Annotated in this window: 15 protein-coding genes; 11 read left to right on the plus strand and 4 right to left on the minus strand. The window is 67.5% G+C overall.

Annotation, left to right across the window (positions count from 1 at the left end):
- Window positions 1-50: 50 nt before the first annotated feature.
- Window positions 51-2,558 (minus strand): FHA domain-containing protein, encoded by a 2,508-nt coding sequence (locus NA4_RS19230; protein WP_067471462.1) that lies wholly within the window; start codon window positions 2,556-2,558, stop codon window positions 51-53.
- A gap of 106 nt (window positions 2,559-2,664) precedes the next feature.
- Here NA4_RS19230 and NA4_RS19235 point away from each other — a divergent pair, with 106 nt between their 5' ends.
- On the plus strand, window positions 2,665-4,104 hold the full coding sequence (locus tag NA4_RS19235) for a neutral zinc metallopeptidase (RefSeq protein WP_067471470.1): 1,440 nt from the start codon (window positions 2,665-2,667) through the stop codon (window positions 4,102-4,104).
- A gap of 7 nt (window positions 4,105-4,111) precedes the next feature.
- Here the strand turns inward: NA4_RS19235 and NA4_RS19240 are convergent, their stop codons facing one another.
- The gene (locus NA4_RS19240; RefSeq protein ID WP_067471473.1) at window positions 4,112-5,437 is read right to left on the minus strand and encodes an FHA domain-containing protein; all 1,326 of its coding nucleotides are present in this window, start codon (window positions 5,435-5,437) and stop codon (window positions 4,112-4,114) included.
- Window positions 5,438-5,584: 147 nt separating this feature from the next.
- Between NA4_RS19240 and NA4_RS19245 the strand changes: the two genes are divergently transcribed.
- The 6 genes from NA4_RS19245 (at window position 5,585) to NA4_RS19270 (ending at window position 12,005) form a co-directional block, all read left to right on the plus strand.
- Window positions 5,585-6,790, plus strand: a complete 1,206-nt coding sequence (locus NA4_RS19245; protein ID WP_067471476.1) for a DUF7373 family lipoprotein — start codon at window positions 5,585-5,587, stop codon at window positions 6,788-6,790.
- Between the two features lie 150 nt (window positions 6,791-6,940).
- A complete protein-coding gene (locus NA4_RS19250) occupies window positions 6,941-8,104 on the plus strand; it encodes a DUF7373 family lipoprotein (RefSeq protein WP_245671485.1) in 1,164 nt (387 codons plus the stop codon).
- Window positions 8,101-9,330: a DUF7373 family lipoprotein gene (locus NA4_RS19255; protein ID WP_067471482.1), complete on the plus strand. Its 1,230-nt coding sequence runs from the start codon at window positions 8,101-8,103 to the stop codon at window positions 9,328-9,330. Before NA4_RS19250 ends, NA4_RS19255 begins: the two co-directional genes overlap by 4 nt.
- Window positions 9,331-9,415: 85 nt before the next feature.
- Window positions 9,416-10,957 (plus strand): serine/threonine-protein kinase, encoded by a 1,542-nt coding sequence (locus NA4_RS19260; protein WP_067471485.1) that lies wholly within the window; start codon window positions 9,416-9,418, stop codon window positions 10,955-10,957.
- Window positions 10,958-11,348: 391 nt separating this feature from the next.
- Window positions 11,349-11,666, plus strand: a complete 318-nt coding sequence (locus NA4_RS19265; protein ID WP_040774529.1) for a WXG100 family type VII secretion target — start codon at window positions 11,349-11,351, stop codon at window positions 11,664-11,666.
- A 36-nt stretch (window positions 11,667-11,702) separates the two neighbouring features.
- Window positions 11,703-12,005 (plus strand): WXG100 family type VII secretion target, encoded by a 303-nt coding sequence (locus tag NA4_RS19270; protein ID WP_067471488.1) that lies wholly within the window; start codon window positions 11,703-11,705, stop codon window positions 12,003-12,005.
- A gap of 170 nt (window positions 12,006-12,175) precedes the next feature.
- On the opposite strand, the gene NA4_RS19275 is transcribed toward NA4_RS19270, so the two are convergent.
- Together NA4_RS19275 and eccCa are read right to left on the minus strand one after the other, a co-directional pair.
- Window positions 12,176-13,618: a type VII secretion-associated protein gene (locus NA4_RS19275; protein WP_157129130.1), complete on the minus strand. Its 1,443-nt coding sequence runs from the start codon at window positions 13,616-13,618 to the stop codon at window positions 12,176-12,178.
- Window positions 13,618-17,652, minus strand: coding sequence for a type VII secretion protein EccCa (gene eccCa, locus NA4_RS19280; RefSeq protein WP_067471494.1), 4,035 nt, complete (start codon window positions 17,650-17,652; stop codon window positions 13,618-13,620). The genes NA4_RS19275 and eccCa overlap by 1 nt, the downstream gene beginning before the upstream one ends.
- Window positions 17,653-17,821: 169 nt before the next feature.
- On the opposite strand from eccCa, the gene eccD reads away from it, so the two are divergent.
- The 4 genes from eccD to NA4_RS19300 all read left to right on the plus strand — a co-directional run bounded on the left by eccD (window position 17,822) and on the right by NA4_RS19300 (window position 22,371).
- Window positions 17,822-19,288: a type VII secretion integral membrane protein EccD gene (gene eccD / locus NA4_RS19285; protein WP_067471497.1), complete on the plus strand. Its 1,467-nt coding sequence runs from the start codon at window positions 17,822-17,824 to the stop codon at window positions 19,286-19,288.
- Window positions 19,285-20,694 carry a type VII secretion-associated serine protease mycosin gene (gene mycP, locus NA4_RS19290; RefSeq protein ID WP_245671486.1) on the plus strand — a complete coding sequence of 470 codons (1,410 nt, stop codon included), beginning with the start codon at window positions 19,285-19,287 and terminating at the stop codon, window positions 20,692-20,694. The genes eccD and mycP overlap by 4 nt, the downstream gene beginning before the upstream one ends.
- A 239-nt stretch (window positions 20,695-20,933) precedes the next feature.
- A complete protein-coding gene (locus NA4_RS19295) occupies window positions 20,934-21,773 on the plus strand; it encodes a potassium channel family protein (RefSeq protein ID WP_084497233.1) in 840 nt (279 codons plus the stop codon).
- Window positions 21,774-21,870: 97 nt separating this feature from the next.
- Window positions 21,871-22,371 (plus strand): spore-associated protein A, encoded by a 501-nt coding sequence (locus NA4_RS19300; RefSeq protein ID WP_157129131.1) that lies wholly within the window; start codon window positions 21,871-21,873, stop codon window positions 22,369-22,371.
- The last annotated feature ends 92 nt before the right edge of the window (window positions 22,372-22,463 follow it).

Below are 22,463 nucleotides of genomic sequence, written 5' to 3' on the forward strand. Positions count from 1 at the left end.
GTCGTCGCCGTTTTCCCGCGCTGCGCCGCGCGCTCGCCGTGTGGGACGCCTCACGCCGCCGACTTCTTCAGTCGCAACCGGCGCCACGTGACGATCGCGAGCACCAAGGTGATCAACAACAGCACGCCGATGTTCAGCGCCCAGATCTCCGGTTTGTGCTGCCAGAGTGTGTCGGGCTGTGCGTTGAGGAACAACTCGCGGATGTTCACCGTCGACGCGCCAGCGGCATAGCCCCAGCGGGCCGGGAACAACCAGGACACCTGCTCGAGCACCACCCGCCCGGTGACCGGGATCAGACCGCCCGCCATCACGAACTGGCACATGACGGCCACCACCAGCAGCGGCATCACCTGTTCGTTCGACCTGGCCAGCGACGAGAGCAGCAGACCGACGACCACGCAGCAGACCGCGGTCAGCGCGATGTCGATGTACAGCTCCGCGCTGCCGGATGCCAGCACCGCGCCCTCGCCGGGACGCTTCTTGCCCGCCAGCACGATGCCGACCAGCACGGCCGACTGCAGCAGCGCGGTGAAGCTGAACACGGCGATCTTCGCCATCAGGTACGCCGAGGGCAGCAGTCCCACCGCGCGTTCGCGATGGAAGATGGTCCGCTCGCCGACCAGGTCACGCACCGTGAGCGTGGAGCCCATGAAGCAGGCGCCGAGAATCAGCACCACCAGTAGCTGCTGGGTCTCGCCGCCGCCTTCGGGCACGAACGTGCCGTCGGGTAGCGCCTTCAAGGCGCCGCGCCGGAAACCGTTCTTGCCGGGCACCACCAGGGACAGCCCGCCGAGGATGAACGGCAGGATCACCAGGAAGGTCAGGTAGCCGCGATCAGCCAGAATGAGCCGGATCTGCCTGCGCGCCAGGGTCGAGAACTGCTTGCCACGGCTGGACTGCGGCGGACTGCCCGCGGGTCCGTACGGCTGCGGCGGCGGCGGAGGCGGCGGCGCGAACGCCTGCCGGGAGCGATAGGCCGCGAACGCCTGATCCGGATTGGCCGCGACGTTGGCGAAGATCTCCGCCCAGTCGCTGGTGCCCAGCGCCGCGCCGACACCGGCGGGGTTGCCGCAGTAGGCGGTCTTGCCGCCGGGCGCGAGCAGCAGCACCTGATCGCACATGTCCAGGTGCGCCACCGAGTGGGTCACCACGATCACCACGCGACCGGCGTCGGCGAGCTCGCGCAGCATCACCATGACCTGCCGGTCCAGCGCCGGGTCCAGGCCCGAGGTCGGCTCGTCCAGGATCAGCAGCGACGGGCCGGTGAGCAATTCCAGCGCCACCGAGGCACGCTTGCGCTGACCACCGGAGAGCCGGTCGACCCTGGTATCGGCGTGCTCGGTGAGCGAAAGCTCTTGCAGCACCCCGTCGATCACCTTCTGCCGGTCTTCCTTGCTGTTGTCGCGCGGCAGCCGCAGCTCGGCCGCGAAACCGAGCGCCTGGCGCACGGTGAGCTGGCGGTGCAGCACGTCGTCCTGCGGCACCATGCCGATGCGGGAGCGCAGCGCCTCGTATTCGGCGTGCAGGTTGCGGCCCTCGAAGGTGACCACGCCGCCAGAGGGCCGGGTGGTGCCCGCGATCAGCCGCGACAGCGTCGATTTGCCCGCGCCGGAAGGGCCGATCAGCGCGGTGAGGGTCCCGCGGCTGGCCGACATGTTCACGTCGACGAGCAGTTGCTTGTTGCCCTCGACGGTGAATCCGACACCGTGCACCGCGAGGCCCTGTTCGGCGACCGGCTTCTGCCGGTGCACCAGCGCACCCTGCTGGACGACGAAGTCGACGTTGCCGATGGTGATGATGTCCCGCTCGCGCAGCACCGCCCGCTGCTGCCGGTGCCCGTTGACGAAGGTGCCGTTCGCCGAACCGAGGTCCTCGATGGTCAGTCCCTCGGCGGAGGCGACGAGGCGGGCGTGCTGGCGGGAGGCCAGCGGATCGTTGACGACGATCTGGTTGTCGGTGGTGCGGCCGATGGTCAGGCCGGTCGCGGGGATCCGGTCCGGGCGGGCGATCGGCGCCGTGGTGGCCCTGGCCCGGACCGGCGGCATGTTCGACACGTCGGCCCTGGTCGTCATGTTGACGTTCACCGCGGGCGCAGGCGCGTCCTGTGGCGGCGGATAGTGCGGGCGCTGGAACTGTTGCGCGAGCGGCCGAACCTGCGGCGGCGGCCCCGGCTGCGGCGCCAGTTGCGGCTGCTGCGCTGATTGCGGCTGCGGCGGTCGCATCGAAGGCCGTTGCGGAGGTTGCGGGTTCGCGGGCAGCAGGTGTAGCAGCGGACCGCTGATCGCGTCACCGAGTCGCACCTGGGTGGGTCGATCGATCGACACCGGCTGGGTCACCCTGCGCGCGTCGACGAACACGCCGTTGGTGCTCCTGTTGTCGGTCAACACCCAGGCACTGCCCTGCCAGGCGAGCGTTGCGTGCACGCGGGAGACGAGCGGGCTGTCGACGAACAGCGTCACTTCCGGCGCGCGGCCCATGGTGATCTGCTGGCTCGAATCGAATACTCGTTCGTTTCCATCATGGCGCACGGTGATGGTCTGCGCCCCCGGTGAAGACATGCAGCGGATACTATTCCATCACCCGGACATCGGCGGTGCCCCCGACGCGCCTCTACCCCGATCCGGCGACCGATGTGAACGCGATTCCGGCCGACTAGGGGGAGCCATGCCGACAGCCAAAGCGACCGCGCTCGTTACCGCGCTGCTCAGCGTTCTGGTGCTGGTCGGAGGCTGTACGCGATTCGTGGACGGCCACGCCGTCTCCATCTACGACGATCCGTTCAAGGTCGCCGGCCTGCCCACCACGAGCGGGCCGAGCGGACCGCGCTCCGGTGTCCCGGACAGCGCGCTCACCGCGACCAACGGCGACCGCGGCCCGGTGGACACCCTGGCGCTCAACGCCGTCGACGACATCCAGACCTACTGGCGGGCCGAGTTCGGCAAGGAATTCCAAGGCGAGTTCAAGCCGGTCGAGAAGCTGGTTTCCTGGAGCGCGAAGTCCGGGCGCTCGGAGGCGATCGAGTTCTGCAAGGAGAACACCTACCGTCTGGTGAACGCCGCCTACTGCCGGTTGGACAATTCCATCGGCTGGGATCGCTCCGTCCTGCTTCCCACCATGGAGGACACCTTCGGCAAGATGGCCGTCGTGATGGTGCTCGCGCACGAGTACGGGCACGCGGTGCAGACCATGGCCAAGATCGTCGGGCCGAAGGACCCGGTGATCGTCAAAGAGCAGCAGGCCGATTGCTTCGCGGGCGCGTTCATGCGCCACGTCGCCGAAGGCAAGGCGAAGCACTTCACCATCAACACCTCCGACGGCCTCAATTCGGTGCTCGCCGCCACCGTGGCCATCCGCGACTCCAACCCCGACGACCCGGAGAGCGTGCACGGGTCCGCCTTCGAGCGGGTCACCGCGGTCCAGATCGGGTTCACCGACGGGCCGCGCGCCTGCAAGGGCATCGATATCGACGAAATCAACCAGCGCCGTGGCAACCTGCCGACGAGCTTCGAGGGCCAGGGGGGCGAGTACGAGATCACCAAGGAAACGCTGGTCGAGCTGACCAAGGCGCTGGCCGCGATACTTCCGATTCCCGACGAACCCACCTATGCCTACAACGGCGCGAAGATCGACTGCCGGGGCGGCGTGCCGACCGAACCCGTGTCGTACTGCGCGGCGAAGAACACCATCGCCACCGACATCCCCCGACTGGCACAGCGCGGCACCGTGAACACCGATCCGGATGACCCGCTGCCGGTGAAGGTGACCGGCGACTACAACGGCTACGTGGTGTTCATCTCCCGGTACACACTGGCGGTACAGCACAACAACGATCAGCAATTGGTCGGGCCCAAAGCCGGGCTGCGCGCGGCGTGCCTGGCCGGCGTGGTGACCGGGAAGCTGGCGGAATCCGGACGCCCGGTGAGCCAGGGCGACATCAAGCTCGCCGCAGGCGATTTGGACGAGGCCGTGTCCGGCTTGCTCACCGACGGGCTGGCCGCCAGTGACGCGGAGGGCAGAACCGTGCCGAGTGGATTCGCCCGGGTCGACGCTTTCCGCGCCGGCGTCCTCGGCGGAGAGAACACCTGCACGGCCCGCTACTCCTAGCGTGCGATCAGCGGCCGAAGGGTGGCGGCGCAACGAGTTCGAAGCGCAGTACGCGGTTGCCGAGCATGATCTCGGCGCCGGGGACGAGCACCATGGACTGGTTCGGCGCAAGGCGCATCCAGTCCCGGTAGCCGGGCAGGCGGGTGCGGGTGCCGTTGGTCGAGCCCCGATCCACCACGGTGACATCCCAATTCACCAGGCGGATCTCGGCGTGCGCGCGTGACATGCCGCCGGAGGCGTCCTCGACGCGCAGCGGCACGAGGCCGCGCTCGGCCGCGGCGGAATGCTCCGGGTCGCGGCCGAGCACCGCGTCCGCGGCCAGCATGTAGGTCATGCCGTCGTCGAGGATCAGCATGCCCAGCGGCGGGCGCACCACCTCGATCAGCGGCTGCGTCTGATCGACCGGCATCCCGCACACGGTGCAGAACGCGGCGCGCGGATCGGTGGGATGCGCACGCGCGCATTTGAATCCCATCACCTTGACGGTGAGCGCGGTGGCCCGCGCGGTCGACTCCAGACGACGCTGTAACTCCGGGTCCGGACGCGGTGCGGGGTTGGTGCCGCCCAATTGCGTCGGCGCCTGGTGCGGGTCGATCGGCACCTGCTCGGACTCACCGGTGTGCATCGCGATGGACGGCGCGGACCGGTCCACCGAATGCAGTGGTTCGGGGTGCTGCCGTTCGGATTCGGCGGGCGGCTCGTGTTCGATGCGCGCGGTCGGCAGCGGTGGCGCCTCCGGGCGGCGCTGCATGCTCTCCGGGCGGGATGCCCAGCCACTCGCCGGGACCCGGCCGCGGGCTCGGTCGGACCAGACGATCGCGCCACCCGCCTGCGCGACACCCTCGACCAGCCAGCCGATGCCCGGGTCCGGCCCCAGATCCGGGACGCGGCCCTTCGCATCGTCGACGAACAAGGCCACCGCCCGCGCGGGCACGCTCGCGACCCGGTCCACGGTGAACGCGGCGTCGCTGCCGCGATACTGCTCGACCGAACCGTCATCGGCCAACACGGCGGTGATCGCGCCGTGCAGGAAGATCGCCACGCCGCCGTTCTCGGCGGTGGACAGGATGCCGAAGTCGATCGGTTCGCCGGGGCTGATCTGTTCGGCATGTTTCATGAGCCAGCGCGTGGCCTGCCGCGCCACCATGGCGCCCGGCCCGTCCGGCTCCCGATCGGTGGCCTCACGCACCAGTTCGGCCAGTGATTCGAGTGCGACGACGGCAGGCGAATCGTGGACCGGCCTGCCCGGCCTACGGTGCGCGACGACGATCACCGCGCCGGCAACCCTGGCCACGGCATGGCTGCCTGCGACGACCTCGACCTGCCGATCCATCACCGGAATCGGCCTCCACCGGGGATGCAGTGCAGGGTCGTCGCCACACCGACAAGGGTATTGCAATACGGACACCATCGGTCCCCCTCCCCGGCGTCCGTCGGGTAACTTCAGTGACAGCAAACGGGAGGAACGAGGGGCCCTGAGATGGTTCGGACGCAACGCATCGCGCTCACCGCGTCATGTCTCGCATTGGCAGGATTGCTGACCGGCTGCGCAGGCGTGCAGGGGACGCCAACCGCAGGGGAGATCGACGTGCGGATGCTGGAAGTCGGCACCTATCCCGTCGACCGGCACGAGTACAACCAGGACTCGGGCGGCAAGGGCGCGCTGCTGGAGGGCATGCGGATGTCCGACGCGGTGGTCCCGACCGTGCGCATCGATCCGTCCCTGAAGGTCGGGCGCGGCAGCACCGTCGTCGCGGACGCCGAGCAGGCGCTCGACTTCGTGGCCAAGGTGTCCAAGCCGGTCTTCGACACGCGCAAGCTGGTCGTCGGGTACGCCGTCAGCGGCGCCGACCGGCCCGATCCGGCGGGGCAGTCCAACCCGGGCGCCGACGCCACGGCGGTCACCAACGTCGTGTTCCGCTTCCCCGACGAGGCCGCCGCGAAGCTCGCCGCCCGCGAACTCGAGGACGTCGACATCGCCGTGTCACCGGACAACCGCAAACTGCCGTCCAGCAAATTTCCCGACGCATACATCCACTGGCGTCCAGGCGTTCCCACCGTCGGCACCTTCATGGCCCACAAGGAATTCGTCATCTCCTTGTTCATCCAGCGGCCGACGGCCGACGGCGACGACCTGACGAAGTGGGTCGACAAGACCCTCGCCGCCCAGGTCCCGCAGCTGGACAAGTTCACCGCGACCCCGGTCGCCCGGCTCGACACCCTGAAAGTCGACCCCGACGACCTGCTCGCTCGTGTCGCCGTCGCCGACCGCGCCAACCGCGTCCCCGACCCGGCGACCTTCGCCGTGTACGGCGGCTACCACACCGTGCACCGCGCCGACGACGAGGCGACGCACCTGCGCCTGATCGAGGAGGCGGGCGTGGACCGCACCGCTGTCGCCGACGACAGCTACGTCGCCCGCACCCATGACGCGGACGCTGCCCAGAAGCTGGTCACCGGCCTGCTGGAAAGCGAAGGCGGGCACTACGACACCCTCGGCGCGCCCAGGGACATCCCCGGCGCCAAGTGTCTTCAGCTCAACAGCAAGGGCGACACGGAAAAGGAGTACAAGTACCGCTGTTACGTCGCCTACAAACGTTACGTCGGGGTTGTCACCAGTGATAAGGAACCGGACGTCCGACAGAAGGTAGCCGCGGAGTACGCGCTGCTGGCGAACAGTTTCTGACACACGGTGGCGCCGGTCGGCACCCTCGCGATCGGCGCATCGCGAGGCGGGGTGACGTAGCATTCGGCCGCAACCACCGCAGTCAGGGGAGGGAAGTAAGTGCAGTACGGCGCGATATCGCGACCTACCCGGACCGCCTGTGCCCTGATCATGGCCGCTGTCGTGGCCACGGGTACCGGCGCGTGCGGCGACTCGGAGGCCGGTTCCGAGCCGTCGGCGCGTCCGGTCGACCTGGCCCAGCTGGACGTGGGCGGCTACGCAACCAAGCCGCGTGAGCTGGGGACGGTGAAGAATCCCGATCAGGCGCGCATGGTCGAGGCGGAACGGCTGGCGAACTTCGTTCCCGCGCCGTCGGACATCGACCCGGCGTTCGTCCACGCGAACCCGTCCATATCAAAGATCTTCATCGATCCCAAGAACGCGCTCGGGCGGATCATGGATGTCTCCCGGTTCGCCGAGGCCGCACCGGATTTCGTCGCGGGGTTCCTCAGCAACGCGGCCAGCGCGCCGGACAACCGCGGCACGGACCTGGTGAACGCCGTCCTCATCTTCCCCGACGAACAGAAGGCGGCCGCGGCGGCGGCGGCGCTCGAGCGGGTCGACTTCGAGGCCAACGGGCGGAATACACCGATGCAGATCCCGAAGTACCCTGCGGCGCACGCGCATTGGCAGCCGCAGGAGCAATCGATCGGATCCTGGTTCGCCACCGGGAAATTCGTCGTCTACACCTGGGTCTACGACTACCTGAAGATCTACCTGGAAAAGGTCGACCTCTCCGCGCTGCTCACCTTGGTCGAGAAGAGTCTCGACACCATGGTCGCGTCGATCAGCCGGTTCACCCCCACACCGGTCGACCAGCTGATGACGTTGCCGATCGACATGGACCGCATGCTCGATCGCACACTTCCACGGCCACGGGAAGACTCCTGGATCGACCCGCCCGGCGCGTACACCGGCCAGGGCGCCTTGCACTTCACCACCGATTCGGCCGAGGACCGCAGGCGGATCGAAGCGGCGGGAGTGGATCGGTTCGCGACCGACGGCACCGATTTGTTCCGAGCGCGCGACGCGGCCGCGGCCGAGCGATTGCGGGAGGAGCGTGGCGGTCTCAGCAAGAAGTTCCGCGGGTCCGAATCACCGAAAGGCCTTCCCGCCGCCCAGTGCAAGGAGTACATCGGCAACAAAGCCATCGCCATCCGGTTCTACTGCTCGGTGTCCTACGACCGCTACGCGGCCTTCGCCTGGTCCCATCAGCTGCTCGACGCGCAGCAGCGAATCTCCGCCCAGTACGCGTTGTTGGTGAATGCCGCATGAGATCCCACCGCACCGTCCCAGCCGTGCTCGTCTGCGTTGTCTTCGCCGCGATTCTCGCCGCCTGTGGTTCGACGATGCCGGGCACCGCACGGCCCGGTGAAATCGACATTCGCAAGCTGGACACCGGCAATTACCCCACCGAGCCCCCGAACGCGCACGACGACGACTATCTGCCCCAGTTCATTTATATGAACAAAGTGGCCGCGATGCGGCTGGCCGATCACGTCGTCACCGCCTACGACATCGATCCCCGGCTCAAATACGGCTGGTCGTCGTCGAGCGTCAGCAGCGGGGTGCTGCCCGATGAACTCGGGCGCCCGGAGGATATGAAGCCGATCGCGCAACGGAACCGCATGATGTTCGGGTTCCAGACCAACGGCTCCGATCAGAACATCAGCATGTTCGCGTCGGGATGGCCGACCAAACCCCGGGCCAACTCGACAACCGTGAGCACGGTCGTCATGCAATTCCCCGATCCGGATCGTGCCCGGCAAGCCGCTGTCGAGTTCCACGACGCCGATTTCGGCGCGTACCGCGACCGGAACGAGCCGGTCACGCTGCCCAAATACGCACAAGCACGGGCACATTGGCGTCCCGGATCGCCCTTCCTGCGCGCGGTGCTCGCCCACGGGCCTTACCTGGTGGCGTTCCTTGTGTCGGCCAACGCTCCCGACCGGGACGCCTTGATCGCGCTGACGGAGAAAGGGTACGACACCCAGCTCCCGCTGCTGGACCAGCTGGCGCCGCTGACCGAGGAACAGATGCTGGGGCTGCCCTGGGATCCGGACCATCTGCTGAGCCGCACACTGAACCCGAACAAGGTGCAGACCCCGAGTTTCGATGCGACGCAAGCCCTGTTCGGTCTGCGCGGGATCATGCATTACGCCGAGGACCGGAACTACGCGAAAGAACGTTTCACGGCGATGGGCGCCGAGAAATTCGCAATGTCCGATGGCGCACTGGTGATTCGCACATCGAACCCGGAGGCCGCGCGCCGAGTCGCCGCGGAACGCATGACGCCGACGTTTACCGCCGGGGTGGCCGAGCCACCTCCGCATCTGCCCGACTCGGCATGTGTGGAGAACAAGTCCGGGCTATTCGACGACAAACGATTCACCTGCATCGTGGCGTACAAAGAATATGTCGGATTCGTCGCCGGAAATCAGCTGCTCGACGCCCAGCAGCGCGCGGCCGCACAATATTCCATCTTCGCGAACAGCCGATAATGCTGCACTTTCCGCACGATCGGAATCAAGTATGCTGCTGCGTGGCGAACGCAGTGGCCCGCGTCGAGTCAGGAGATCGTGAAAGATGGCGATGAGCCCCGGGACCATCGTCGGCGGGTACCGCATCCTGCGTGTGCTCGGTGCGGGCGGCATGGGCACCGTGTATCTGGCCAAACATCCCAGCCTGCCGAGGACCGACGCGCTGAAGGTGCTCGGCGGCGAACTCAGCCGCGACTACGAGTTTCGTACCCGCTTCGAACGGGAGGCCAATCTCGCCGCCGGGCTCGACCACCCGAATATCGTCTCGGTGTACAACCGCGGTGAAGAACACGGCCAGTTGTGGATCGCCATGCAATACGTGGACGGCACCGACGCCGCCGCCGAACTCGCCCGCGACCCGCATGCGATGAATCCGCTTCGCGCGCTGCGCATCACGACCGAGGTCGGAAAGGGTCTCGATTACGCGCACCGCAAGGGCCTGCTGCACCGCGACGTCAAACCGGCCAATTTCCTGCTCTCCTCCCCCGCGGACGGCGAAGAAGAACGCGTCCTGCTCACCGATTTCGGGGTCGCCAAATCCAACGACGACACCACCGAACTCACCCAGACCGGCAGCTTCGTCGCCACCATCGCCTACGCCCCGCCCGAGCAGCTCACCGGCAGCCCACTCGACCACCGCGCCGACGTCTACAGCCTCGCGTGCTCGTTCTTCAAACTGCTCACCGGCCGCAACCCCTACCCGGGGACGCAACCCGCGCTGGTGATGATGGGTCACCTGCACGAGCCGCCGCCGTTGGCCACCACGGTCAACCCGGGCCTGCCCCCGGCCGTCGACCATGTTTTCGCGCGCGCCATGGCCAAGAACCCGGCCGAACGCTTCAACAGCTGCCGTGAATTCACCGACGCGGCCGCGAGCGCCCTCACCCCCGGCTACAACCCGACCGCCACCAATACCTCTCCGACCTACCCGATTCAGGTTTTCGACCCACGGCCCGCGACCGAATCACGCGCCGCCGCCCCGCGGGGCCAGGCCGCGGCAGCCGCGCCATCGCCCAGCCGCAAGCCCCTGCTCATGGCGGCCATCGGCGTCGTCATCGTGGCCCTCGCCGCGGGAATCGGCATCTGGGCGCTGAATCAGGGCGAGTCCACCCCTGCGGTCACCGCACCGAGCAGCACGGCCGCGCCGAGCTCGCTGTCGCCCATGGAACAGGCGCGCGCGAACAACCCGGTGTTCCGGGGCAAGACCATCACGATGGTGGACGTCCCGCGCGGCACCCAGGTCTCGATCTTCCTGGGCGGCACCCCGCAGACCAAGTTCCTGGAAGATCTCGGATTCGTCTACAACTTCAACTACCCGAAGCAGGGCGACGAAGCCTCGCCTCGTGAGCTGACATCTACCGCGAAGCTGGAGGTCGCGCCGGACGGCTACGTGCTGGCCGTGCGCAGCGACGAGAAAGCGGGCGGTGGTGGTCTGCTCGGCCTTCCCTATCAGGTCGCCGGCACCCGCGCCACGGTGATCCCGCTGGACGATCCCGCTGCCGTCGCCGCGGTCCGGAATTGGAATCAGTCCTCCGAACAGACATTGCTCGACCGGCTGCTTCCGGTGCTGCGCAACCGAGTGAAGTAGGCGGAAGCCTCTTCTCTTCCGGTTTAACGGCTTTCGTCACGGTCGAACTGCAATCTGCTGGTAGCGGCGGACATAGGCGTTCGGTAAGGTGTACCCAGCCAGCCCACTCGCCGATCATTACAGCAGCGAGCAGGGGGAAGGAGGGGAGCCGAGCGCTGGCGTTACCAAGTCATGCAGACCCGGTCCGCACCATGGTCTTTCGAGCAGGCCCGCATGTGGCCACGAAACCATGGACGAGCCGGGCGACGACGCAGGGCACTGATCTCGTGGGGAGACGCCGAACTTTTTCCGAGTCGGATGGAACCGATCAGACCCGCACCGCGTCCAACCAGATGTACAGGCCAACTGAGGCTTCCGCCGTTGGCCGAGACGGGAACCGAAAGGAGCCGAAATGGCAGGACAGCTCGAAGCGAGCGAAGAGGCGATCACGAAGTTTGTAGACAACTGCCGCCAGCGGCACCAGGATCTGCAGACCGCGATCACCGCACTGAACAACAAGTCGGACCAGACCACCGCCACCTGGAGCGGTGCGGCGCGTCAGGCGTTCGACACGTTCATGGACAGCTACTTCGCTCAGGCTCGGAAGCTGAGCGACCAGCTGGATCAGACCTCGGACAAGCTCGCCCACGCTGGACGCAAGTTCGCGGATCAGGACCAGCAGTTCGCCCAGCAGGTGGCCGCGCAGGCCTCCAGCCTGGACCTTCCCTGATCCCACCGCTGAACCACAGACAACAAGGAGCTCCTTATGGTAGCGAACGATCCCGGACGGATTGCCTCTAACTTCGGCGAGGTCGACGCGGGCGCCCAGGCCATCGTGTCCGAGGCCCGCAATGTCATGTCCATGCTCGAAGACTTCCACAAGCAGGTCACCGACTTCGTGACCAACTACTGGAAGGGTGATGCGAACGACGCGTTCGCGTCGCTGCAGGCCCAGTGGAACACCAACATCACCCAGCTGAACACCACGCTGGAAAGCGCGGGCCGGCTGGTCAGCAGCGGCAACTCTGACCTGCAGGCCACCGACACCAGCCTGGCGGGCCTCTTCTGAGATCCCGTCTCGGCCGATTCGAGCCCCCGGTACGCCTACCGGGGGCTCGAATCATCTGAACGCATCAGTGGCGTTCGCGCAGAGGTAGCGTGATCCGCGCCGTGAGACAGCGTGGACGTTATTGGCGCGGTGGTTCATATCTGCGGGTGCGAGGCATCGCCACCCGTCGATCACGGAATGACGCGCACCGAGTCGCCGAACTTCGCGCACTGGGTCTCCAACTGACCCCAACCATCGCCGGCGTATTGGCAACCGATGCTGACCTGGATCCCGTACTCCAACAAGACATACCAGCGAACAGTCGATCCGTCACCGGGACGTTCCGAGTATGCCAGGCCGGAACGACCACCGAACACGACATCGCGTTTCACGTCGGTAAGCACGCCGGACGGACGTTGCGCGATCTGCGCCTCCAGCTTCGCGGCGACCTGTTCGTAACCGGAACCCGCGGCGAGCGGCGTCTGCATTACCGTAATGCGTTGCCGGGCCCCGCCCTCCGGCATCACATCAATGCGTGTCCGTCCACTCTCCGGCGTCGAGGCGACACGCCAACCGGCGGGAACCCGAAAACTGATGCGGCCGAATGTTTCCGGCTCCGTAGTCGGCGTGCTACTGGCGGGCGGGACCGCAGCGCTCGTCGGCGCTGCACCCGTGCCAGGTGCGGCCGCAGTAGTACCGTCCTCGCGGTTCACAAGAATCAGTGCGGCGGCCACCAGGAGCGCGACGACCACTAGGGCGGCGATCCCCGCAAGCGCGACGCCGGTCCTGCCATATCCCGGCTGTTGGGCCGCGGCACGCTCCCGGAGCGGTTGCATCCACTCGGCCTGCGAGGGCGCCGCCGGTACCGCTTCTCGCGGGCTTGTCTCGGCGTGGCGGCCACGGATGAGATCTGCGCCCGCGACCGGACGCAACTCGACGGCGGTTCCTACGCTCTGCTCGATAGCCGCACCGAGGAGGTCGGGTTTCGCGGTATCGGCGACGCCGACCACCTGGGCGAGATCGACCGGCCGCCCATCGAGCAGCCGGTCGATGAGGGCGCGGAGCGCACCGAACCCTGGTGCGTCCGCGGTGATCTCCGCGAGCGCGAGGGTGGGTTCGTGCTCGCAGGACTCGATGTGGACACCGTGATGACTTCGAATGACGGTGGACGCAGTGGTGGTGAGCAGGCCGAATTCCAGCACCAGCGTGCGCTGGCTGTGACTGGTGCCCTCGTCCGCCGCGACCGCACGCACCGCGATGTCCTCGAACACGACATCCGCCGTGCAGCGGCGCGCCGCCTGCTCGAGTACGCTCCGGCGGCCGGCGCCCCACTCGGTCGGGCAGATGAGAGTCATCCGTGCGCACGGCGTGGCGATGCGCAAGTTGTCCAGCACGCTGGCGAAGACAGCGCCCATCGCGTCCACCACCGACGGCGTGCGGGGAGGCAAGGCGATGACGTCGGCGGGGATGAACTGGACCGCCGAGCCGACCTGGGTGGGCGGAGTCAGCGGCTGCCCAACAACGAGATCGAAACCATTGCTGCCCAGCACGATCGAGGGCGGCAGCTCCCAGTGCGTGGTAGCGCCACGCGCCCAGAGGCGCGCTTCGGTGATGACCAGCTCGACTTCCGACATCAGGGCGACGGCATCCACGCCGTCTGGACCAGTCCCTCGGTATTCCGGGTGACATAGGTGCCGCGTCCCGCCGGCATCGGGCTCGGACGCTTGGTGCCCATCAGCACACCCTCGTCCTTGGGGCAGCTCAGGATCAGTCCGGCCGAACCCAGATCGCGCATCCTGGCCAGCGTCGCCTCGAACATCGCCCGGCTGGCGCCACCCGAGCGGCGCGCGATGATCACGTGGAAACCGAGGTCACGGGCGTGTGGCAGGTGTTCCAGCAGCGCTTGGACCGGGTTGCCCGCGGAGGTGGCGACCAAGTCGTAGTCGTCGATGATGACGAACAGTTCCGGCCCACTCCACCAGGAGCGGTCGCGAAGCTGCTGCGGCGTGACATCCGGGCCGGGGGTGCGCTGGTTGACGTAGGCGGCGAGATCGGCCATGTTCTGGGTGAACTGCGGCGCCGTCGAGCCGTAACCGGCGAGATAGCCCTCCGGCACCAGGCCGAGCATGGAACGCCGGTAGTCGCCGAGAATGAAGCGGGCCTGGTCGGGAGTGTTGGACGCGGCGATGCCCTCGATCAGCGAGCGCAGCAGCGTCGTCTTCCCCGATTCGGTATCGCCGATGATGATGAAATGCGGGCTTTCGACGAAGTCGATGTAGACCGGGGCCAGCTCGGACTCGTTGATGCCGAAGGGGATTCGCAGGCACTTGGCGTTCGGAGCGATCTGCGAAGGCCAGTCGCCTGCCAGGTACAGCAGCTGCTCGCGCGACAGCTGCTCGGGCAGCATGCGGACCTGCGGGGCCGGGCGGCCCGGCGTGAGCCTGGCGATGGTGGCAACCGCGTCGCCGACCGCCTGGCCCAGGTTGTTCGGGTCGGCGCTGCCGTCGATGCGCGGTAGGCCGGTCAGCATGTGCAGGCATTCCGGGGTCATACCGCGGCCCGGCCTGCCCTGCGGGACCAGCGAGGCGAACTTGCGGCCGAGGTCGGAGTCCATCGGATCACCCAGGCGCAGCTCGATCCTGGTGCCGATCTGGTCCTTGAGCGCCGGACGCGCCTCCGCCCAGCGGTTCAGCGCGATGACCACGTGCACGCCGTAGGACAGGCCCTGCACCGCGAGGTTCATGATGGTCTGCTCGAGCATCTCGAAGTCCTGGCGGATCGAGCCGAAGCCGTCGATCACCAGGAACACGTCGCCGAACGGGTCCTCGTGCGCGCCGGCGGCCGCCGGGCTGCTGGACGGGTCCACCGCGCGGAGCCTGCGGAACTCCACCATCGACTCGATGCCGAGCTGGCGGAAGCGCAGCTCGCGCTGGCGGACGATGGTGGTCATCTCGGCGATCGTGCGCCGGACCTGGTCCTCGTCCAAGCGGCTGGCGACCGAGCCGACGTGCGGCAGCCCCTGCAGGCTCGCCAAGGTGCCACCACCGAAGTCGAGGCAGTAGAACTGCACCTGCTCGGCGGTGTGGGTCAACGACATCGCCATGATCATGGTGCGCAGCGCGGTGGACTTGCCGGACTGCGGGCCGCCGACGACGGCGACGTTGCCGCGAGAACCGGACAGGTCGACGATCATCGGGTCGCGGCGCTGATCGTAGGGGCGGTCCACGATGCCGATCGGGGCGCGCAGCGTGGCCACCGGGGAGTATTCGCCGGTGAGAATCGAGCGTGGGATGAGCTGGTCGAGCGTGGGCGCCTCGTCCAGCGGCGGCAGCCAGATCTCGTGCGCCGGGCGGCCGTGGCCGCGGATCCGGGAGACCAGCATGTTCACATTGGACAGCTGCTCTCCGTCCTCGTCCTGATGCTCGGTCTCCAGGCTGGGCTCGGGCGGCAGCGGGACCCGGTCCGCGGCACGGAATCCGACGTGCGTCGCGGTGAACGGCCGTGCGTGGACGTCGATCTCACCGGACTGGGTGGCGATGGTCATATCGCGCTGCGAGCCGCCGCCGACGTAAGGACCGGAGACGTAGGACGCCTGGAACCGCTGGATCTCACCGGAATCGGCCTTGAGGTAGCCGCCGCCGGGGTTGTTCGGCAGGTTGTAGGCGTCCGGCACGCCGAGCACCTGACGGGATTCGTTGGCGGAGAACGTCTTCAAGCCGATCCGGTAGGAGAGGTGGCTCTCCAGGCCTTTGAGCTTGCCCTCCTCCAAGCGCTGCGAGGCGAGCAGCAGATGGACGTGCAGCGATCGGCCGAGGCGGCCGATCATGACGAACAGCTCGGCGAAATCCGGGTGCTGGGTGAGCAGTTCGGAGAACTCGTCCAGCACGACGAACAGGGCGGGCAGCGGGTCCAGGTCGGCGCCGGCGGCCCTGGCCTTCTCGTACTCGGAGACGTTGGCGAAGTTGCCCGCCGCACGCAGCACTTCCTGACGACGGTTCATCTCACCGGCCAGGGCGTCCTTCATGCGGTCGACGAGATCGGCCTCTTCCTCCAGGTTGGTGATGACGGCGGCGACGTGCGGCACACCGTCGAGGCCGAGAAACGTCGCGCCACCTTTGAAGTCGACCAGCACCAGGTTCAGCTGGTCCGGCGAGTGCGTGGCGAGCAGGCTGAGCACCAGGGTGCGCAGGAACTCCGACTTTCCGGAACCGGTTGCGCCGATGCACAGGCCGTGCGGGCCCATGCCGTTCTCGGCGGCTTCCTTGATGTCCAGTTCCACCGGAAGGCCGTCGGCGCCGACACCGAACGCAACACGCAGGCGTTCCCGGCCATAGCGCGGCCGCCAGGCGTGCTCGGGGTTGAACATGCCGATGTCGCCGAGACCCATCAGCTGCGCCCAGGTCGAGATCACCTCGGAGTCGTCGGTTTCCACGTCACTGCTGCGCTGGGTCGCGGCGCGGTAGGGCGCGAGCCTGCGTGCCACCTGCTGGGCCTGCTGCGGGCTGATCCGGTCGATCAGCGCGAAGCGCTCCTGGTTGCCGGTCGCGCCGCGGCCGACGCATTCGCCGTTCTCCACGATCATCTTGATGCCGCGGGACACCGCCAGGCGCGGCGCGTAGCCGCACAGGTCGATGATGGTGACACCCTCGTAGCCGGATTCCCGCAGCTGATCGTCCTCGGCCTCGAGCAGGCCACCGTCGACCACGATGACGATGTGCACCATGTTCGCGTTGGCGGGCTGGTTGCGCGAGTAGCGAACCCGGTTGCCCAGCAACGGTTGCAGACCGGCCATGGCCTCCCGGATAGAGCCGTAGAACATACGCTGGGTGCCGATACCGTCCTGCGCATCCGGATGCTGGGTGTGCGGAAGCCATTTGGTCCACGCCCACTCCCGCGCGGTGTCCGGCCCGCAGACCACCGCGACGAGCACTTGGTCGGGCGCCTGGAACATGCACAGCTGCACCAACATCGCGCGAGTCATGTCCCGCGCCTCGGTGCGATCGCCGTCCAGCGCGATGGTGGCGAAGCCCTTGACCGCGATGGCGGTCGGCAGGTCGGGCACGGTGGAGTGGGCGCGCACGAAGCGGCGCAGCGAGACGGCCGCGATCGGCTCGAGCTCCTCGACCGGGCCGGTCTCTGGTGCGACCAGCCGGGTGGCCAGGCGCTGACCGCCGACGCCGATGCGGGCGTGGCAGAAGTCCTTGTCCCCCGCGCGGCGTTCCCACATGCGGCTGGTGCCTGCGAGCATCCAGATCAACCCGGGCTCAGGATGACTCCACTCGACCGAAGCCCGCTGCTGGCGCGCGGTTTCGTCGACGTCCTTGCGGACCTGGTCGAGGTAGCGCAGGTAGTCTTTGCGGTCCTCGTTGGCCTCCGCGGCCTTCTGCCCCTTGCCGCCGCCCTGACCGGCGAACATGCCGACCATGGAGAACATCATCATGAGCGGGAACATCATGCTCATCGGATTCGACGCGATGCCGCCGCCCTGAGTGAACAGCAGGGCCATCATGCCGACCATGCCGATCACCATCACGACCGGCATCAACTTCATCAGCAGGTTTCCCGGTGTGACCCGGGGGATTTCGGGCGGCGGCTGCAAGGTGACCTCGCCACCGGGCGACCGAGGCATCTCGCGGCGCGCACGGCGCTGGAAGCGGACAGTGCTCATCGACGAGAATCCCCCTTCGGAACGCTGTGATTCGGCCTCAGTGTAGAGGTCACAGCCGACATGTCGTACAGTTCGACCAGCATTCTGCTGCCCGGACCGTGGGTTCGCAAGCTCGCCCCCGGCCCCGGCGTCGCGGAATCACGAGGTAGCAGACCGAGTTGGGGGAAGCTTGACGCACGCGCGACTTGACCACATCGACGAAGAATCCTCGCGCGGGATCGTCCGCGCTCCCGACCTCGCCCGGGTGACGATTCTGGCCAAGCACACTCAGGTCGACATGGCCATCCCGGTCGACGTGCCGGTCGCGCTGGTGATTCCGAGCGTCGTCGACATGGTCGCCCAGCACAGCCGCACCAACGAGTTCGACAACGAGGGCGAGCGTTTCGAGCCCGCGGAGTGGGTGCTCGCCCGCATCGGCCACCCGCCGTTCTCCAACTCGCTCAGCCTCGGCGAGCACGGCGTCCGCGACGGCGAGCTGCTGATGCTGGAGAGCGCCTCGCACACCGCGCCGACGCCACTGTTCGACGACATCATGTACAACGTCGCGATCGCCGACACCGACCACTACCGCAGCTGGACGCCGCGGGTCGCACGGATCACCGGCTCGGTGCTCGCCGCGATCACCATGATCGTCGGCTGCCTCGGCCTGCTGCTGTCCCCCGGCTCGCTGCCGATCGGGGTGGGCGGCTCGGTCGCGCTGGTCGTCGCGATCCTGCTCGTGGTGGCGGCGATGGTGCTCAGCAGGATGTACGGCGACACCGCCACCGCGCTGGTACTCGGTGGCTGCGCGCTGCCCGCCGCGTTCACCGCGGGCATGCTCTACGTGCCGGATCACTATGGCTGGGCACACATTCTGCTCGGCTCGGTATTGACGGGCGCGACGGCGATTCTGGCCTGGCGGGTCACCGGTGTCGGTCTGGCGCTGTTCATCGGCGCGGCCACCCTCGCGTCGTACGCGGTGCCGGCGGCGCTGGTCGGCCTGCTCACCGACCAGCCGGAGCGCGCGATCGGGGCGGGCGCGGCGGCACTCGGCCTCGCCGGCCTCTCGCTGGCGCCGCGGGTGTCCATGCTGCTCGCGAAACTGCCGCTGCCGCCGGTCCCTTCGCCCGGTACGCCGATCGATCCGACCGAGGACGACCCGGACGATCACCGCGCCCTGCCGACCATGGACGTGCTGCGGGTGAAGTCGGAACGAGCCCGTATGTATCTCGCCGGCCTGGTCGCGGCGACCACGCTCGTCACCGCTGCAGGCGCGCTGGCGGCCACCGATCCGACCGCCGACGACCCGTACTGGCAAGGCATCGCGCTCGCGCTGGTCTGCGCGGCGGTCCTGATGCTCCGCAGCCGCACCTACGCGGGCGCGGAGCAGGCCGTCGTACTGATCGCGGGCGGCTCGGCGATCGCGCTGATCATGCTGGTCGGCGCCGGATTCGCGATGGACCAGCCGCTGGCGGTGTTCGGCGCGGCGATGCTCGCGCTGGTCGCGGCGCTGATCCTGGGCATCATCATCCCGAACCAGTCGGCCACGCCGCCGATGCGCCGCGGCGTGGAACTGCTCGAGTACGCGTTCGTGGCGGCGGTGCTGCCCCTGGTGTTCTGGGTCACCGACCTCTACTCCCTCGTCCGCGGGCTGTGAACCGCGTACTTCGCACCGGCGCGGCCGCGGCGGTGCTGTCGCTGAGCGTGTCGTTCGGAGTGGGCGCGAGCCAAGGCATCGCCTACGCCGATCGCCCGCCGCCGGTCGATCCCGGCCAACTGCCGTCAGGTGATCCAGCGCGGCCGTTGGACAAAACCGAGCGCCCGGCCAACGCGGCGTGCTACTCGACCCAGCAGGGCGGCGACGGCCCTGCTGCTCCTACTCCCCAGCGATCGCTCAATCTGCCGCACGCGTGGGAGTTCTCCCGTGGCGAAGGTCAGCTCATCGCGGTGATCGACACGGGGGTCGCCGCGCACCCGCGCCTGCCCGATCTGGAAGCGGGCGGCGACTACGTCGCGGACGGTGGCGATGGGATAAGCGAGGACTGCGACGCCCACGGCACGGTGGTCGCGGGCATCATCGCCGCGAAACCCGCAGCGGGACAGGGGTTCTCCGGCGTAGCGCCGGAGGCGCGGATTCTCTCCATTCGCCAGACCAGCGCCTTGTACGAAGTCCCTGGCCAACAGGACAAGAGACCGGAAGACCCACCGAAGGGGTACGGCAGGATCGAAGCGCTCGCCTCCGCGATCCGGCGGGCCGCCGACCGGCGCGCTTCGGTCATCAACATCTCACTGGTCTCCTGCGTGCCCAGCGGCCAGAACTTCAGCGACGGTCCGGTCGGCGCGGCCGTGCGTTACGCGACATTGGAAATGGACGCCGTCGTCGTGGTCGCGGCGGGCAACACCGATGGAAAGTGCAAGCCGAGCAACCCCGGCATCGACCCGCTGAAGCCGGACGGCGATCCGTGGAACAACGTGACCACCAACGTCACGCCCGCACGCTACGACGATTACGTCTTGACGGTCGGTTCAATCGACCAGAACGGCGCACCGTCGAGTTTCACCGTGCCGGGGCCATGGCTCGGCGTGGCCGCACCCGGCGAGGACATCGTCTCGCTCGATCCGCGCGGAACCGGCACCATCACCGGAAAATACGAGAACCAGAGCCTGGCACCGCTCAAGGGCACCAGCTTCGCGGCGCCTTATGTGTCCGGGGTCGTGGCGCTGGTCCGCGCTCGCTTTCCCGAGCTCAGCGCCCTCGATGTCATCAAGCGCATCCAGGCCACCGCTCATGCCCCGGCCGAAGGCTGGAACCCGTACGTGGGCTATGGCGCGGTCGACCCGATCGCCGCGCTGACGGCAGAAGTGCCGAAGACACTTCCGCCCAAGCGCCCGGCGGCAGCGCTGAGTGTGCAACTGCCGATTCCCGCGCCACCTCCCCTGCCGGACCACCGCGCGCGCAACGTGGCGTTGATCGGCAGCGGCAGCGTCGCGGCACTGCTCATCCTGGGCATGCTCGCATCGTTCCCGATCCGCCGCCGATTCGGTGTGAACGAGGACGAGTGAGAATTCCGGAGAACACGGCCGGACGCGGCTCGGGACATCTCGAGCGCAGGTGGGAGAAATCCGTCCCGGCGCAGGTACGGGGATGATGCTCGGCAGTGTCGCCGTTCCCGATCCGTCGCCGAGCTGTGTGACAGCGACCGGGCACCGTACTCGGGACAGCAGTACACGGACGACAGGTAGCGTGCACGTGTTGCACACGCGGTAACTGACTACCGCATCAGATCGACCAGGTAGCTGCCATGTCCCCCGTAACGTCCGAATCCAATCCCATTGCCCAGGGCAACGACGTGGAAACGTCCGCAGGCCCGCCCATGATCACCCGCAGGCAGGCATGGGAACGCGCAACGAACGCGCCGATGATCGTGCTGGCGCTGTGCTTCGTCGGCGTCTACGCCTGGCACGTGCTCGACACCGGCGCGTCACCGGAACTGGACGTCTGGCTCACCCGCGCGGACGTGGGGATCTGGATGGTGTTCGCGGCTGACTTCGCGATCCGTTTGTGGTTGTCCACGAATCGGTGGCGCTTCGTGCGCACCCATCCGCTGGAGTTGCTGATCGTGCTGCTGCCGCCCTTCCGCCCGGTACGACTGCTCCGGGCGGCGCTGCTGCTGGTCGACACGGTGAATCGGAGATCGGCGACCCGCGCCCGCATGGCGGTGTTCGTCGGCACCAGCTCGGTGCTCGTGATCCTGCTGTGCAGCCTGGCATTCTTCGATGCCGAATACGGTGTCCAAGACAGCAAGATCGACAGCTTCGGTGACGCGCTGTGGTGGTCGATGGTATCGGTGACGACTGTCGGCTACGGGGACGTCTATCCGGTGACGGCCGAGGGCCGCTTCGTCTCGCTGATCCTGATGACCTTCGGCATCGGACTCATCAGCTTCGCCATCGGCACCACCACCAGCTGGGTGATGGACCAGCTGAGATCCATCGAGACGTCCACAGAGCGTACCGATATCGAGATCAGCCTCCTCGCCGAGGAGGTCCGCGCCTTGCGCGCCGAGATCGCCGCGCTTGCCAGTTCGGCGGCCGGCACCCCCACGGCCCCGATGGCACCACCTGATACACATCGTCCGTAGCCGTTCGCGGCACGCGCTCCCAGACTCGCTCGGGCATCGGTTCCCAGATCTGGAAGGCCGCAAATGCGCGGTCGCCGACTGCTGCCCTAGGTTCGGTGTGGCAGCCCAAATGGTGGCCGAGTTTAGGTCCCGAGCGTGCGGGGTAAGAATTCGAACGCTCGATGTCATGGAAAAGCGGAAAGGTTCTACTTTGATCAACGCCAAAAAGTCGATCGCCGTGTGCGCGGCCGCAATCGGGATCACTGCAGGGGTGGCCGTATTCCTCCCCGCTACCGCATCTGCGGCGACATATGGCGGCCAGTGCGGTGATGGCTTCAAGGTGATCGACTCACACGACTTGAAGGGCGGCACGGTCTTTCTGACCTACAACGGTAGGACGAACTGCGTGGTCACCGTGCGGGACAACCCGGGCGAGCCGATATCGATGGGCGCCGCTGTGCGGCAGTCGAAGGACCACTCCCAGGTAGTCATCAACGACGACCGCGTCTTCACCCACTTCGCTTACGCGAAGGTCGAAGCGGAAGGTAAGTGCATCGACTGGGGCGGCCGCATCAAGGACGACATCTTCGAGGAATTCGGAACGCACTGCGGTGCCTGAGCCTCGATCCACCGGGGGTCTTGCGGCCGTTGTTGAATAGGTCACAAACCTTTATCTGTGGATCGAAGCTGAATAACAGGAAAGTCTTTGGT

Origin of the sequence: Nocardia amamiensis NBRC 102102 (genome assembly GCF_001612745.1) — a bacterium.
In the GTDB taxonomy this organism is placed as follows: domain Bacteria; phylum Actinomycetota; class Actinomycetes; order Mycobacteriales; family Mycobacteriaceae; genus Nocardia; species Nocardia amamiensis.

Excerpts from the sequence above, each read along its gene's own strand:
- NA4_RS19230 (WP_067471462.1), bottom strand. The coding sequence starts at position 2,558 with ATGTCTTCACCGGGGGCGCAGACCATCACCGTGCGCCATGATGGAAAC.
- NA4_RS19235 (WP_067471470.1), top strand. The coding sequence starts at position 2,665 with ATGCCGACAGCCAAAGCGACCGCGCTCGTTACCGCGCTGCTCAGCGTT.
- NA4_RS19240 (WP_067471473.1), bottom strand. The coding sequence starts at position 5,437 with ATGGATCGGCAGGTCGAGGTCGTCGCAGGCAGCCATGCCGTGGCCAGG.
- NA4_RS19245 (WP_067471476.1), top strand. The coding sequence starts at position 5,585 with ATGGTTCGGACGCAACGCATCGCGCTCACCGCGTCATGTCTCGCATTG.
- NA4_RS19250 (WP_245671485.1), top strand. The coding sequence starts at position 6,941 with ATGGCCGCTGTCGTGGCCACGGGTACCGGCGCGTGCGGCGACTCGGAG.
- NA4_RS19255 (WP_067471482.1), top strand. The coding sequence starts at position 8,101 with ATGAGATCCCACCGCACCGTCCCAGCCGTGCTCGTCTGCGTTGTCTTC.
- NA4_RS19260 (WP_067471485.1), top strand. The coding sequence starts at position 9,416 with ATGGCGATGAGCCCCGGGACCATCGTCGGCGGGTACCGCATCCTGCGT.
- NA4_RS19265 (WP_040774529.1), top strand. The coding sequence starts at position 11,349 with ATGGCAGGACAGCTCGAAGCGAGCGAAGAGGCGATCACGAAGTTTGTA.
- NA4_RS19270 (WP_067471488.1), top strand. The coding sequence starts at position 11,703 with ATGGTAGCGAACGATCCCGGACGGATTGCCTCTAACTTCGGCGAGGTC.
- NA4_RS19275 (WP_157129130.1), bottom strand. The coding sequence starts at position 13,618 with ATGTCGGAAGTCGAGCTGGTCATCACCGAAGCGCGCCTCTGGGCGCGT.
- eccCa (WP_067471494.1), bottom strand. The coding sequence starts at position 17,652 with ATGAGCACTGTCCGCTTCCAGCGCCGTGCGCGCCGCGAGATGCCTCGG.
- NA4_RS19295 (WP_084497233.1), top strand. The coding sequence starts at position 20,934 with ATGTCCCCCGTAACGTCCGAATCCAATCCCATTGCCCAGGGCAACGAC.